11 protein-coding genes are annotated in these 14,536 nt (G+C 37.3%); 8 read left to right on the top strand and 3 right to left on the bottom strand.

Going from position 1 to position 14,536, the window contains the following annotated elements; genetic code table 11:
• Positions 1-5: 5 nt before the first annotated feature.
• The 6 genes from KBJ98_RS11355 (at position 6) to KBJ98_RS11330 (ending at position 7,023) form a co-directional block, all read left to right on the top strand.
• Entirely contained in the window at positions 6-2,009 is a 2,004-nt protein-coding gene (locus KBJ98_RS11355; protein ID WP_210790785.1) for a transglutaminase domain-containing protein, read from the top strand.
• A gap of 2 nt (positions 2,010-2,011) precedes the next feature.
• A complete protein-coding gene (locus tag KBJ98_RS11350; RefSeq protein ID WP_035661076.1) occupies positions 2,012-2,338 on the top strand; it encodes a nucleotide pyrophosphohydrolase in 327 nt (108 codons plus the stop codon).
• A 100-nt stretch (positions 2,339-2,438) separates the two neighbouring features.
• Entirely contained in the window at positions 2,439-3,689 is a 1,251-nt protein-coding gene (gene aroA, locus KBJ98_RS11345) for a 3-phosphoshikimate 1-carboxyvinyltransferase (protein ID WP_210790784.1), read from the top strand.
• Between the two features lie 156 nt (positions 3,690-3,845).
• On the top strand, positions 3,846-4,895 hold the full coding sequence (gene queA / locus KBJ98_RS11340) for a tRNA preQ1(34) S-adenosylmethionine ribosyltransferase-isomerase QueA (RefSeq protein WP_210790783.1): 1,050 nt from the start codon (positions 3,846-3,848) through the stop codon (positions 4,893-4,895).
• Positions 4,896-5,209: 314 nt separating this feature from the next.
• Complete coding sequence (gene kynU, locus KBJ98_RS11335; RefSeq protein ID WP_210790781.1) at positions 5,210-6,499, top strand: kynureninase; 1,290 nt, start codon at positions 5,210-5,212, stop codon at positions 6,497-6,499.
• A 98-nt stretch (positions 6,500-6,597) separates the two neighbouring features.
• Positions 6,598-7,023, top strand: a complete 426-nt coding sequence (locus KBJ98_RS11330; protein WP_210790779.1) for a YMGG-like glycine zipper-containing protein — start codon at positions 6,598-6,600, stop codon at positions 7,021-7,023.
• A gap of 57 nt (positions 7,024-7,080) precedes the next feature.
• Here KBJ98_RS11330 and KBJ98_RS11325 read toward each other — a convergent pair whose 3' ends face one another.
• Positions 7,081-8,613 (bottom strand): cryptochrome/photolyase family protein, encoded by a 1,533-nt coding sequence (locus tag KBJ98_RS11325; protein ID WP_210790777.1) that lies wholly within the window; start codon positions 8,611-8,613, stop codon positions 7,081-7,083.
• Positions 8,614-8,616: 3 nt separating this feature from the next.
• On the bottom strand, positions 8,617-9,258 hold the full coding sequence (locus KBJ98_RS11320) for a flavin reductase family protein (protein WP_210790775.1): 642 nt from the start codon (positions 9,256-9,258) through the stop codon (positions 8,617-8,619).
• A gap of 169 nt (positions 9,259-9,427) precedes the next feature.
• Here KBJ98_RS11320 and KBJ98_RS11315 point away from each other — a divergent pair, with 169 nt between their 5' ends.
• Together KBJ98_RS11315 and KBJ98_RS11310 are read left to right on the top strand one after the other, a co-directional pair.
• Positions 9,428-11,815 (top strand): penicillin acylase family protein, encoded by a 2,388-nt coding sequence (locus tag KBJ98_RS11315; RefSeq protein ID WP_210790773.1) that lies wholly within the window; start codon positions 9,428-9,430, stop codon positions 11,813-11,815.
• A 66-nt stretch (positions 11,816-11,881) separates the two neighbouring features.
• A complete protein-coding gene (locus KBJ98_RS11310) occupies positions 11,882-13,222 on the top strand; it encodes an FAD-dependent oxidoreductase (RefSeq protein ID WP_210790771.1) in 1,341 nt (446 codons plus the stop codon).
• Positions 13,223-13,252: 30 nt separating this feature from the next.
• Here KBJ98_RS11310 and KBJ98_RS11305 read toward each other — a convergent pair whose 3' ends face one another.
• Complete coding sequence (locus KBJ98_RS11305; RefSeq protein WP_210790769.1) at positions 13,253-14,509, bottom strand: NAD(P)/FAD-dependent oxidoreductase; 1,257 nt, start codon at positions 14,507-14,509, stop codon at positions 13,253-13,255.
• Positions 14,510-14,536 lie beyond the last annotated feature (27 nt).

Here is a 14,536-nt window from a genome sequence, read left to right as displayed (position 1 = left end):
CTGTAATGATCAAAAATTGGTTTGTTGTATTATTGGCTTGTATTGGTTTACAACTAAACGCACAAGATCTGGAATTGGGTAAAGTTTCTATTGACGAACTTAAGGTAAAACAACATCCAAAGGATTCTAGTGCTGTGGCCGCAATAATTTTTAATAGAGCTAAAACTACTTTTAAGTATAATTTAAAGGATGGATTTTCAATAGGTACAGAGTTTCAGGTTCGCGTAAAAATTTATAAAAAAGAAGGGTTGAATTGGGCTACTTTTAAGGTGCCCTTTTACATTGGTTATGAAGATAGGAACGATGAGTCAGTTCAATTTTCCGATGCAGTTACCTATAATTTAGTTAACGGTGTTATTGAAAAATCAAAACTGAAAAGTGAGGGCAGTTTTGTGACCAAAGTAAATGAGTATTGGAAGGAAGCATCTATAACACTACCTAACGTTAAAGTAGGTTCTATAATTGAGTTTAAATATTTTTTGAAGTCAGAAAACATAATCAAATTTCCTAGTTTTTATTTTCAATATGAAATTCCGGTAAATTTCGCTCAGTTTACAACAGCAATACCCGGATTTTTTGTTTATAAGGCACTTGTTAGTGGTTTTGCACCAATCAAAACGGCACAGAAAGTTTCAGGAGGTTCTTTTAGTTTTCCTAGTAGATATGACCGGACCAGAACAGACTTCGTTAATTTTCAACAAGTGATAAGCACTTACTCTGCTGAAAACATTCCTGCTTTAAAGCCAGAGCCTTTTGTGGACAATTTGCAAAATTATAGAGCTTGTTTGAAACACGAATTAGAAAAAACACAGTTTTACCAAGAACCTGAAAAAGACTATGCCTCAACTTGGGAAGGGGTGAGTACCTCTATTTTTGAGGATAAAAATTTTGGTAAACAGCTAGATTTTGGTCTTTTCTTTTTAGATGATGTAAAAGAAATTATTAAAAACGATACAAACACCCCGCTCAGTTCTGAGGAAAAAATGAATCGCATTTTTACATACGTACAACAAAGAATGAATTGGAATCATGAAAATGGGTATTACACGGATAAAGGAGTTAAAGATGCTTACAGTAGTAGAGCTGGTAATTCAGCCGAAATAAACTTTATTCTCATCAATATGCTGCGTATAGCAGGAGTTGATGCCAACCCCGTTTTGGTAAGCACCTTAGATCATGGAGTTCCAGTATATCCAAATAGAACAGGATTCAATTACGTAATTGCATCCGCAACGATTGAAGGTAAAAATGTATTGTTAGACGCTACCAATAAATATACCAGTCCCGATATTTTACCATTGAAATTGCTCAATTGGCAAGGAAGATTAATTCGAAAAGATGGGTCATCCGAAGAGATAAATCTGGTACCTAAACAGCCTTCCTCGATAAATCACAATTTGTTTGCAAAAATAAATTCTACAGGGAAGATCGAAGGAAAATTTAAAGTGTATCACACTGCTACCGAAGCATTTTTATTTCGCGAAAATCAAGCTAATCAGGATCAAAATACGTACCTTGAAAGATTAGAAAATAAATGGAACGGTCTCGAAATTACCGGCTACGGTACAGAAGAAAATAAAACAATTAGCAGTCAGGCAATTAGTGAGAAATTTGATTTTTCAACGGTAAATCATTGCGAAATTATTGCAGGTAAATTATATGTAAATCCAATGTTGTTTTTAACTAGTGCAATCAACCCCTTTGTTCAAGAAAACCGTGAGATGCCCATCTATTTTGCTTACCCAAAAAATAGAAAATATAATTTTAATATTGAAATCCCTGCAGGGTACGCTGTGGAGTCAAGCCCTAAGCCAATTAAAATCTCAACTCAAGGAAATGAAGTCGTATTTTCGATGAATAGCACCGTGGTTGGTAATACTATTCAAATGATAGTCAGTGAAGAGATCAAAGGAGCTTTATTTAAAGCAGAATTTTATCCGGAGTTAAAGACTTTCTATCAAAATGTAATTAATAAGCAAAACGAAAAAATCATTTTAAGCAAAATATAATAATGAACTTAAAGAACGCACAACTCGACGTAGACACTTGGATCAAAGAACACGGTGTACGCTATTTTAATGAATTAACTAATATGGCACAGCTTACTGAGGAAGTAGGCGAAGTAGCTCGTATTATTGCCCGTCGTTACGGTGAACAATCAGAGAAAGAAAGCGACAAAAACAAAGACCTTGGCGAAGAATTAGCAGATGTGGTTTTTGTAGTGTTGTGTTTGGCCAACCAAACAGGAATCGATTTACAAGCTGCTTTCGACAAAAAAATGGATCTGAAATCGGTTAGAGACAAAGATCGTCACAAAAACAATGAAAAACTGAAATAATTTGTCAATTGTAAATTATGAATTATGAACGAGTAGTAGTAAATTGCGCAGCTAGGGTATTTAATTTATAACTCGCAATTCACAACTCACAATTATACGCATGAATTTAAGACTAAGCACTAATTCACAATTTACAATTCACAATTCGCAGCTCGATATAACAGGTTCTAAAAGTGAAACCAATAGATTACTACTGTTACAAGCGCTATTCCCAAATATTACTTTAGCCAATACCTCAAATTCAGATGATAGTGAGGTTATGGCTAAGGCCTTAAAGCAAGTTGCAGCAGCCAATGGACAGCCACAAGTGGTAGACATTCACCATGCCGGAACCGCTATGCGTTTCTTAACAGCTTATTTTGCTGTAACGCCCGGAGCAACAGTAACGCTGACAGGTTCGCAACGCATGACCGAACGCCCTATAAAAGTTTTGGTTGAAGCATTGGAGCAGTTGGGTGCTAAAATCACCTATGAAAAGAATGCGGGCTATCCGCCAATCAAAATCGAAGAGCAAAAAATTACAGCCTCTAAAGTCTCGATTCCCGCCAACGTGAGTAGTCAGTACATTTCAGCCTTGCTATTGGTGGCTCCCAAACTCGAAAATGGTATCGAAATCACTTTAGTAGGTGAAATTACTTCTATTCCATACATCAAAATGACCTTGGCCTTACTTAACGATTTGGGTATTACAACCCGCTTTGAAGGCAACAGCATTACAGTAACTCCTCAAAAAGAATCTGAAAGCAAAATAATGACAGTGGAGTCTGATTGGAGTTCCGCATCCTATTTTTTTAGTATTGTAGCGCTTGCTGATCAAGCCACAATCGTTTTAAATAGTTACAAACAAACCAGCCTTCAAGGCGATGCTGCTTTGGTAAGTATCTATGAACAATTAGGTGTGCGTACTGAGTTTAACGGTAACCAAATGACATTAACGAAGGATGTTAATTTTGTTCCAGCAACGCAGCTCTCTTTCGATTTAAACAATACACCTGATATTGCGCAAACCATTGTGGTTACTTGTTTAGGTTTAGGAATTGGCTGTCACCTCACGGGTCTTCATACTTTAAAAATTAAAGAAACGGATAGACTGGAAGCACTTAGAGTCGAACTAACTAAATTAGGCGCAGCCATCACAGTTACTAATGATAGTCTAACTTTAGAGCCATCAGCAACTTTAAACAAAGAGGTTACTATTGCAACGTATAATGACCATCGTATGGCTATGGCTTTTGCTCCTTTGGCTATTAAAGTTCCGTTGCACATTGCGGACGCTGGCGTAGTTTCAAAATCTTATCCTGATTTCTGGATAGACATGGAGTCGATCGGCTTTCAGGTAGCGCATTTATAAGATTTAAATGCAACGTTATCAGTTGTTTTTGAAAATAAAAGCCAAAACACTTGACAACGCCTATCTCACAATCGTATATTTGCACCCGAAAGATTTTTATGTTGCTACAATGTGAGTTACTGTGTAAAATCTTAAACTTTTAAAATAAAAAAATAAATGAAGTTATCCCATTTTCAATTTGATTTACCAAAAGAACTTCTTGCGGAGTATCCAGCCGAAAATAGAGACGAGGCTCGTCTCATGGTTATTGACCGTAAAAAACAAACTATAGAGCACAAAATGTTCAAAGATATCATCGAATATTTTGACGAAGGTGATGTTTTAATTCTAAATAACACTAAAGTTTTCCCTGCTCGTTTGTATGGTAACAAAGAAAAAACGGGTGCTAGAATCGAAGTTTTTTTACTAAGAGAATTGAATGCAGAGCAAAGATTGTGGGACGTATTAGTTGATCCAGCTCGTAAAATCAGAATTGGTAATAAATTGTATTTCGGTGACGATGATTCACTTGTTGCTGAGGTAATCGATAATACTACTTCTCGTGGTAGAACTTTACGTTTTCTATACGATGGCTCGTACGAAGAATTCCGTAATAAATTGACTGAACTTGGAGAAACTCCAATTCCAAAATACATTTCGAGAGATGTAACTCCAGAAGATGCAGAGCGTTACCAAACCATTTATGCCAAAGAAGAAGGTTCAGTAGCCGCTCCTACAGCAGGTTTACACTTCTCTAAGCATTTGCTAAAAAGACTTGAAATCAAAGGCGTGAATTTTGCCGAAGTGACCTTACACGTTGGTTTAGGAACATTCAACCCAGTTGAAGTAGAGGATTTGTCTAAGCACAAAATGGACTCTGAAGAGTTAAAAATCACGCAAGAAGCCTGTGATATCGTAAACGAAGCAAAAGCCAAAAGAAAACGTATTTGCTGCGTAGGAACCACTTCTATGCGCGCCGTAGAAAGTTCAGTTTCGTCGCAAAACACTTTAAATCCGTTTGATGGTTGGACCAATAAATTTATTTTTCCTCCTCACGATTTTGCAGTGCCTACGTGTATGATTACCAATTTTCATACCCCAAAATCAACGCTTTTAATGATGATTTCTGCTTTTTGTGGTCACGATTTAATGAAAAAAGCCTACGCTGAAGCCATCGAAGAAAAATACAAATTCTACTCTTATGGCGATGCCATGTTGATTTTGTAATTCAGTACAGAACATATTTAAAAGAATCTCGTCAGCAATGGCGAGATTTTTTTTTGCGTGTGCCCCTCCCAAAAAAAGGTCGGGTCGGGCTGTTCGCTCTATCTTTATTTTCTTTTAAAAAAAAGAAAATAAAGGATGCCGCTGCCATCCCTCACACCAAATAGCGGTACATTTTCGTGTACTTTAAAATAGTCAAACTTGTTATGAGTACGCAATTTTGATAATTTTTTCTTCAATTCAAGTAGTGCTATTTCAAACATTCATTTGTTACACTAGCTTGATTTTTTGTACTTTTACCTTTCAAATAATTGTATATGAAATTTCAAAATACCCTTGAATTTGCAAGGCAACTCGATGCACAAGATCCTCTTAATAAATACCAATCCGAATTTATTTTTCCAAAAGTAAACGATAAAAAAGTCATTTACTTCACCGGAAATTCGCTCGGTTTACAACCCAAACGTACCAAAACCTATGTTGATGAGGTTATGAATGATTGGGCAAATCTCGCCGTCGAAGGTCATTTTTACAGTGACAAACCTTGGTGGGATTACCACGAACGCTTTGCAGATCCTTTAAGTAAAATCGTTGGTGCTTTGCCAACTGAAGTTACGGTAATGAACACGCTCACTGTGAACCTGCACTTGCTTATGGTTTCGTTTTACCAGCCAACTAAAACGCGTTACAAAATCATTTGCGAGGAAAAAGCATTTCCATCAGATCAATACATGTTTCAAAGCCAAGTTGATTTTCATTCTCGAGCAGTAGGTTTTGATAAACAAGCTGCTTTGGTCGAGATTAAAAGACGTGAAGGCGAACACAACATCCGCCTAGAAGATGTTTTGGCAAAAATTGAAGAGGTAGGCGATGAGTTGGCGCTTGTACTTATTGGTGGCGTAAATTATTACACTGGCCAAGTTTTTGACATGAAAACCATCACTGCAGCGGGTCATAAAGTAGGAGCCTTTGTAGGTTGGGACTTGGCGCATGCCGCTGGAAATGTCAAATTAGAACTCCATGATTGGAATGTTGATTTTGCAGCTTGGTGCAGCTACAAATACATGAATTCAGGACCTGGTAATGCATCTGGTTGTTTTATTCATGAAAAACACCACAACAATTCGCAGTTGCCTCGCTTTGCTGGTTGGTGGGGACACAATAAAGAACGTCGTTTTAAAATGGAACCTAATTTTGATCCTGTTCACGGTGCGGATGGTTGGCAAATAAGTAATTTACCTATTTTGTCTTTAGCACCCTATCTCGCCTCTGTTGATATGTTTGCTGAGGTTGGCATGGATGCGCTCCTTGAAAAACGCGATCTCATCACCGCTTATTTAGAATTTGTTTTGCATGAAATCGATAGCGAAGTAGACAGTACTTTTGAAATTATCACTCCAAGTAATCCTGAGGAGCGCGCTTCGCAATTATCAGTTTTCCTGCATGGCGAAGGTCGTAGCCTATTTGAGTATTTAATGAAAAACGGCGTGATTACAGATTGGAGAGAACCTAACGTAATTCGTCTGGCTCCAGTTCCTTTATATACTTCGTTTGAAGATATGTTTGAGTTTGGTCAGATTTTGAAAAAGGGAATCCTAGGCAAGTAAAATCGTTGAATTATATAAATCACAAAAGGAATTCCATAACATAAATGTTTCAAAGCCAATATATCTTTGTAACATAGAAATTTAAAAAACATATCATTATGAAAATAGTATACTTTATGCTACTTGCCTTAGCAGTAGTTTCATGTCAGAATCAAACAAAAGCCGATGTAGCAAAAGCTAAAGCTGCAACTGTAGACTCAATGAAAGTAGCCATGGAAAAGCAAAGAGTAATCGACTCGATGCAGCAAGTTATGGTTAAAATGGAGGAAGAAAAATTAGAAACTAAAAAAGAGGTAATTGTTGTTAACCAGCAAGCGCCAAACACGACAACAACTACAACCACAACGCAAAAAAAGGGTTGGAGTAGTACTGCCAAAGGTGCTGTAATTGGTGCTGGTGTAGGAGCAGCAACTGGAGCAATCATCAGCAAGAAAAAAGTTCAAGGAGCTATTATAGGTGGTGTTGCAGGAGCAGGAGTTGGTGCTGGAACAGGTGCCATAATCGACGGTAGTAAGAAAGACTAATTAGTTTTATATAAATAAATAAAGGTTCCTTTTCAATTGAGAAGGAACCTTTTCTATTTAATATGCATCCATGTTGCTAATGATTTCGTTTGCTTTGAGCTTAATTCGGTACAATTCTTCTGGATCGATTTTTTTTAACAAATTAAGCATCATCGCCATACGTTGATTGTCTTTGAAATATTCCTTTTTTTCATCCAAAAAGTTCCAATACAAACTATTAAACGGACAAGCTTTGTCTCCGAATTTGTCTTTCACATTGTAATGGCATTTGGCACAATTATTACTCATTTTGTTGATGTAACTTCCTGAAGAAACATATGGTTTGGTGGCAATAATTCCGCCATCAGCATATTGTGACATCCCTCTGGTGTTGGGCATTTCAACCCATTCAATAGCATCAATATAAACACCAAGATACCAGGCGTCTACTTCGTCAGGATGTATTTGCGTCAACAAAGTGAAATTCCCAATCACCATCAAACGCTGTATGTGATGGGCATAAGCTTCGTCTAAACTTTGTTGAATGGCATGTTGCATACAATTCATTTTGGTTTTTCCAGTCCAGAAAAAATCAGGAAGTGAGTTGCTATTATTTAAGGCATTCATTTGGCTATAATTGGGCATTTCTTTCCAGTAAATCCCACGGATGTATTCGCGCCAGCCTAATATTTGGCGTACAAAACCTTCTACTTGCGATATGCTGATAGTATTTTCATTGGCCCAATAATGCGCAACAACGGTATCGACGACTTCTTTTGGCGAAATCATTTTACTATTCATTGCAAATGACAAACGACTGTGGAAAAGAAATTTTTCATCAGTGTGCATGGCATCTTCGTAGTCGCCAAAATACGGCAGCAACTTTCTGCAAAAATAATCTAGCACTTCTAAACAAGCCGCTCTGGAAGTGGGCCAGCTAAAGTCTGTGGGTTTGATAGCTCCAAATGTGGTAATGCCAGCATTCTGAATTTGTTGCAAAACGGCTGTAACATCTGCATGGAAATTTTTCTCTGCTGGTACCGGAACTTCGCCTTTGTATTTTTTTCTATTGTCGGCATCAAAATTCCATTGATTTCCCACAGGCGTTGCGCCTTGCATGAGTACATGATGTTTTTTACGCATGTTGCGGTAAAAATTTTCCATCAGCAACAACTTTTTACCTTCAAAAAAAGTACTAAGTTCAGTTCTGCTCGTGTAAAAATGTTCCGTATCAAAAACTTCAGTTGCTATTTGTAAGTTACTACAAATATTTTGCAATAGCTGATCCAAGCGGTATTCGTCAGGAAGTTGGTATTCGAATTTTTCAATTCCGTTTTCCTGAACACAATTTTTTATTAATTGTTCTAAATTTTGAGGATTGTTTTGGGCGTCGATTTCAAAGTACAATACACGATGCCCTTTGGCTTGTAATGTTGTAGAAAAATTACGCATCGACATAAAAAACGCCACAACTTTTTGGATGTGGTGTTTGACATAGTCGGTTTCTTGCCTCATTTCAGCCAAAAGATAAAACGTATCATCATTTACTTCCTCGAACCAAGAATGTGCTTCATTTAGCTGATCGCCCAATAGTAACCGTAATTTTTTCATCTATTATTTTTTGAAAAAAGAGGTTGTTGGTTGTTCCTTACGAGCATATTGGTAACGGTCAAGTAAAGTGGGTAAACAATACCCATCTAAACCATTGATGGCCACAACACCAGCTTTATCGAGTTGCAACCAATTGGCAGGATGCTCTAATTCGTCGTTATAAAACAAATGTTCAATCGAAGCTATAATGTGAATGGTATCATTTTCGGCAATAAAATATTCATTCAGGTATTTGCAGTACAATTGCACTGGGCTTCCTTGTACAAAAGGAATTTCTAAATCGTCTTTATACTCTTCAGTTAAATTGGTTTTTTCAAATTCAGAAATACCATATTCATAGTTTGCTGAGGTGTGGTGTGCGTCAGCAATCATTGATTCAGTGATATGGTTTATTGTGAAATAGCCCGTCTCTTTAATATTTTTATAGGTATCTCGCGGAACTGTTGTCGGTCGCATAATAAAACCAATCATCGCCGGATGACTTCCTAAATGGGTAACGCTGCTAAAAATAGCCACATTCGAAATTCCATCTGCTGATTTGGTAGCTATTAAGTTAGCTGACTTATATCCCGTACATGAATTGATTAAATTCAATCGGGCTACTTTTTCCATTTGTGAGATGGTATCTTTGGTAACGTGCTTCATATTGTCTTGTTTTTAAAACAAAGATACTTTTTTGTTTAATAAAAAATAAAAAATATTAAACAAAAATAAAATAGTACTAGCTTTGTCGTTTTATTGAGTAGGTGAGAAGGTAATTCTGTTTTAATATCCTTTCAAAACCTATATATTTGTTTTCCAATTTTTATTAAAAATGACTAAACTCCGTAAATTATCTATTGTTTTATTAGGCGTTGTCCTTATTCTGGTTTGCTCTGTGTTGCTTTATGGTTTTTATCTGAAACCCAATTACGAGGGCGAAGTGGCTTTGAAAAATATTCAAAATGAGACTACCGTTTATTTTGATGAGTTTGGGGTTCCTCATATTTATTCCAATAATTCAAAAGATGCTATGACTGCTTTGGGTTACGTGCATGCGCAAGACCGTCTTTGGCAAATGGAATTAATGCGACGCATTGCACCCGGCCGTTTATCTGAGATTTTTGGTTCAGTGGCACTCAAGAGCGATCTGTTTTTTGCAGGTTTGGGCATCGAAGAAGCTTCCGCAAAAGCGATAGCTGATTTAGATACAAATAGCGCCAGTTACCAGCTTGCACAAGCCTATCTTGATGGCGTTAATCAATATCTTGACGAAGGTGTTACGCCAGTTGAGTTTAGTTTGTTGGGGATCAAAAAACAAAAATTTAGCATGAAGGATGTGTACAATATATTTGGGTACATGTCTTTTAGTTTTGCAATGGCGCAAAAATCAGATCCTTTAATGACTGATATTCGTGATAATTTAGGTGCTGTTTATTTGAAAGATTTCGGTTTAGACGGTGCTTTTAATACTACCAAAATTCGCAATGCAAAAGACAGACCACAAGAATATGCCGCTATTTCTAAAGCGGTTGCGCAACTGTTAGAGCGCTCTCCTGTTGCTCCTTTTATCGGAAGTAATAGTTGGGTTATTGGTCCCAAAAAAACGAAAAATGGGAAAGTTATTTTTGCAAATGATCCGCATATTGGATTTTCGCAACCAGGAACGTGGTACGAAGCCCATTTGGTAACGCCTGAATTTGAGCTTTATGGTTCGTATTTAGCCGGAACTCCTTATCCTTTGCTGGGTCATAACAGAGAGTACGCTTACGGTTTAACCATGTTTGAAAATGATGATGTGGATTTGTATGAAGAAAAAAATCATCCCACTGATGCTAATTCTTATGTAACACCAGCAGGCTACCGCAAATATGATGTTAGAAAGAAGACGATTCAAGTAAAAGATTCTACATCCGTTAGTTTAAATGTGAAAATTTCAAGACACGGCCCAGTGATAAATGACCTAATTGAAGGTCTTCCGTCAAAAAATCCTATCGCAATGTCGTGGATTTATACGCAACAACCCATTCAAATTTTAGATGCGGTTTATATTTTGTCGCATGCAAAAAATAAAGCCGAATTTCAAAAAGGAGTTTCCTTAATTGCGGCACCAGGCTTGAATGTCATGTATGGCGATGCCAAAGGTAATGTGGCGTGGTGGGCTACCGGAAAATTGTACAAGCACCAAGCCGGAGTGAATCCTAATTTTATTTTAGATGGAGCAAGTGGTAAAAATGATATTGCTACCTATCTTGATTTTTCTAAGAATCCGTCTGCTGTAAATCCAAGATGGAACTACGTTTATTCTGCCAATAATCAGCCGGAGGCAGTAGATGGTTTTAACTATCCAGGCTATTATTTGCCCGAAGATAGAGCCAAGCGTATCACTCAATTACTAGATCCAAAATCTGATTGGGACAAGGCAAGTGTAGGAAGCATGATTTTTGACAATACATCAGCTACTGCCCCAAGCTTGGTTAAAAATTTACTATTGATTTTAGGAAATGAAAAAGCAACAACTATTCAAAAAGAAGCGCTTTCAATTTTGAAAACTTGGAAAGGATCGCACAACCTGAACGATGTGGCGCCTACCATTTATAACAAGTTTTTGTTTTGCTATTTAAAAAACACCTTCGAGGATGAATTAGGTACTGATCGATTCAAGTCTTTTCTAGGAACACACATAATGAAACAAGTCGTGGCTAGACAATTGGCAACCGAAAATTCCATTTGGTGGGACAATAGCGCTACAAAAAATAAAAAAGAATCTCGAAAGGATATTTTGAACTTATCTTTTGCGCAAGCGATAGCTGCTTTAGAATTACAGTATGGTACTGATGTAAAGACTTGGACTTGGAACAAAGTGCATACGGTTGAGCATCAACATCCGCTAGGGAAGGTCGCTGCTTTACGCAATATTTTCAACGTAGGTCCATATGAAGTTTCGGGTTCTAATGAAGTAATCAACAACTTGTTTTTTGATTACACTGCCGATGGAAACTATCTCGTAAAAGGAGGTCCTTCTACACGCAGGATTATTGATTTTTCGGATATCGAAAATAGTTGGAGCGTATTACCAACCGGACAATCAGGAAATGTGCTGAGTAGTCATTACAGCGATCAAGCCGAATTGTACAACACCGGCAAATTCAGAAGAATGATCCTTAACAAAGAGGAAATTGTTCGTACTTCTTCAAAATTAGTGTTTAAAGTCAGTAAATAATTGCTTTTTTAGAAAGGCTGACGTTTTTAATCAGTAATTTTGCTTAACTTTTGATTTAAAAATACAATGCAAACTCCTCAAAAAATTGCGGTAGTAGGTTCAGGTCTCGTAGGAACGCTCTTGGCGATATACTTAAAGAAAGCCGGTCATACGGTGCACGTGTACGATAGAAGTCCTGATATTCGTAATATTCAGTTTTCGGGACGCTCCATTAATTTGGTAATGTCTGATCGAGGATGGAAAACATTGAGTGATATTGGTCTCGATGACGAAATTAGAGCTATTGGTATTCCAGTTGATAAACGTGGAATTCACATGCAGGATGGCAGCTACATTACACAAAATTACGGCAAAGAAGGTGAAGCTATTTTTTCACTTTCAAGGGGAATTCTTAATCGTAAAATGATTGATTTAGCTGAAAAGGAAGGTGTAGAATTCTTTTTCAATCAAAAAATTTGGGATGTAACACTAACCGATGCAACACTTCATGTTGGTGAAACCGAGCGTGGCGAGTGGACTGAAATAAAATTTGATAAAGTTTTTGGCGCTGATGGTGCATTTTCAAGAATTCGTCATCGCATGCAACGACAGTCCATGTTTGATTACTCGCAAGAGTTCATGAAAATTGGCTATAAAGAATTGCATATCCCTGCCAATGCAGATGGTTCACATAAAATAGATAAAAATTCGCTGCACATTTGGCCTAGAGGCAATTTTATGTTGATGGGCTTATCAAATCTTGACGGAAGTTTTACTTGTACCTTATTTATGCCTTTTGAGGGCGAAAATTCATTTGAACAACTCAAAGATGAGGCGCATTTGGTAGCTTTTTTTGCGAAGTATTTTCCTGATACCAAAGAAGTGATTCCAGATTTAGTGGTTGATTTTTTCAAAAACCCAACTAGCTATTTGGTGAAAATGAAGTGCTATCCCTGGACATTTGAAGACAAGTTAGCTCTTATTGGTGATGCAGCTCACGCTATAGTTCCGTTTTATGGTCAAGGTATGAATGCTGGTTTTGAAGACATCACGGTTTTAAGTGAATTAATGCAGGAGCATGGTGATGATTGGAGCCGCATTTTTTCGGAATACCAGAAATCAAGAAAGCCTAATGCCGATGCAATTGCCGAACTAGCCGAGCGCAATTTTTTAGAAATGAGTGCCAAGACAGCTGATGAAAACTTTCTACTTCAAAAGAAAATAGAAAAATGGTTCTCGGATAAACATCCTGATAAATGGATGCCTTTGTACAGTAGAGTTACCTTTAGTTTGCAACCGTATGCCGAAGCCTTGGCAGTGGGAGATTACCAAAATGAAATTATGCAAGAAGTTTTAAAAATGGATAATATCCAAGAAATTTGGAACTCAGATGTTGTCGAACAGAAAATTATAGCTTTACTCCAATAACAAAAACGGACTCCAATTAGGAGTCCGTTTTTATTTCTTTACCGCTGGTTTTAGTAAAACTCGTAAAGTACTGTCGTTGTTGAAATAGCTAAACATCCAATTGACAAAGATAGAAAGCTTGTTTTTTACGCTCAAAATAAGCATTAAGTGAATAAACATCCAAGTTAACCATGCCAATCGGCCTTGAAAACTAAATTTTGGCAAGTCAACAACTGCTTTTCGTTTACCAATTGTGGCCATGCTTCCTTTGTCATGATATTCGTAATCGATCAAAGTACGTCCTTTTAATAAACTTTTAAAATTATTTGCCAGTATTTTAGCTTGTTCAATTGCAACACTAGCTACTTGAGGATGGCCTTTTGGATATTTTGGAGTTTCCATGTACGCAACATCTCCCAATGCATAAATATTGTTTAGACCGATAATATTACTTTTTCGGTTCACCACATATCGGTTTCCTCGCGTTATCGTACTTTCAGGTAGTCCATTCAAAGTGTTCCCTATAATTCCTGCTGCCCAAATCACATTTTTTGACGGGATAATGGCGCCACTTTGTAACTGAACATTGGTGCCGTCGTATTGGCTCACAATAGTATCGGTTTTTACAATTACACCTAATTGCTCTAAGTATATGCGTGACATCTTTTGCGAGTCGGGACTCATTGGACCTAAAATGGCTGGCGATCCTTCGAGTAAATAGATGGTCAGTTTAGAGAAGTCCTTATCTGGATAATCCTTCGGCAAAATATTTTTTTTCATTTCCGCCAAAGCGCCTGCAAGTTCCACTCCCGTTGGTCCACCGCCCACCACAACAAAATTGAGTAAAGCAGGCAAGTCATCAGCAGAGGCAATTAAGGTATCTTCAAAAGTCTGCAAAATTTGATTGCGAAGCTGAATTGCCTCAGGCACCGATTTCATCGGAAAAGCAAATTTCTCTATTGATGGGTTGCCAAAATAGTTGGTAGTACATCCAAAAGCGATCACTAAATGATCGTACTCAAATGCGCCAATACTAGTTTGTACAATTTGTTGCTCCGTTTCAACTTTTTGAACCTCTGCAATCCGTATTCTTACATTTTTAGAGTGTTGAAAAACTTTTCTTAACGGAAAAGAAATACTGGCAGGCTCTAATCTTGCCGTTGCCACTTGGTACATCAATGGCTGAAATTGATGGTAATTATTCCTATCAATGAGTAGAACATCATAATCCGTGTTTTCTAAATCCTGTGCCAAACGTAAACCCGCAAATCCGGCACCTATAATGATGATTCTTTTTTTAGTAGTCATAGTTGTTGTTCTTGTAGACCCCAAGTT

The organism is Flavobacterium erciyesense (assembly GCF_018069925.1).
Classification (GTDB): Bacteria; Bacteroidota; Bacteroidia; order Flavobacteriales; family Flavobacteriaceae; genus Flavobacterium; species Flavobacterium erciyesense.
This window is presented reverse-complemented; position numbering and strand designations above follow the sequence as displayed.

Bases quoted from the DNA above. Each gene is read 5' to 3' on its own strand.
- KBJ98_RS11355 (WP_210790785.1), top strand. From the start codon at position 6: ATGATCAAAAATTGGTTTGTTGTATTATTGGCTTGTATTGGTTTACAA.
- KBJ98_RS11350 (WP_035661076.1), top strand. From the start codon at position 2,012: ATGAACTTAAAGAACGCACAACTCGACGTAGACACTTGGATCAAAGAA.
- aroA (WP_210790784.1), top strand. From the start codon at position 2,439: ATGAATTTAAGACTAAGCACTAATTCACAATTTACAATTCACAATTCG.
- queA (WP_210790783.1), top strand. From the start codon at position 3,846: ATGAAGTTATCCCATTTTCAATTTGATTTACCAAAAGAACTTCTTGCG.
- kynU (WP_210790781.1), top strand. From the start codon at position 5,210: ATGAAATTTCAAAATACCCTTGAATTTGCAAGGCAACTCGATGCACAA.
- KBJ98_RS11330 (WP_210790779.1), top strand. From the start codon at position 6,598: ATGAAAATAGTATACTTTATGCTACTTGCCTTAGCAGTAGTTTCATGT.
- KBJ98_RS11325 (WP_210790777.1), bottom strand. From the start codon at position 8,613: ATGAAAAAATTACGGTTACTATTGGGCGATCAGCTAAATGAAGCACAT.
- KBJ98_RS11320 (WP_210790775.1), bottom strand. From the start codon at position 9,258: ATGAAGCACGTTACCAAAGATACCATCTCACAAATGGAAAAAGTAGCC.
- KBJ98_RS11315 (WP_210790773.1), top strand. From the start codon at position 9,428: ATGACTAAACTCCGTAAATTATCTATTGTTTTATTAGGCGTTGTCCTT.
- KBJ98_RS11310 (WP_210790771.1), top strand. From the start codon at position 11,882: ATGCAAACTCCTCAAAAAATTGCGGTAGTAGGTTCAGGTCTCGTAGGA.
- KBJ98_RS11305 (WP_210790769.1), bottom strand. From the start codon at position 14,509: ATGACTACTAAAAAAAGAATCATCATTATAGGTGCCGGATTTGCGGGT.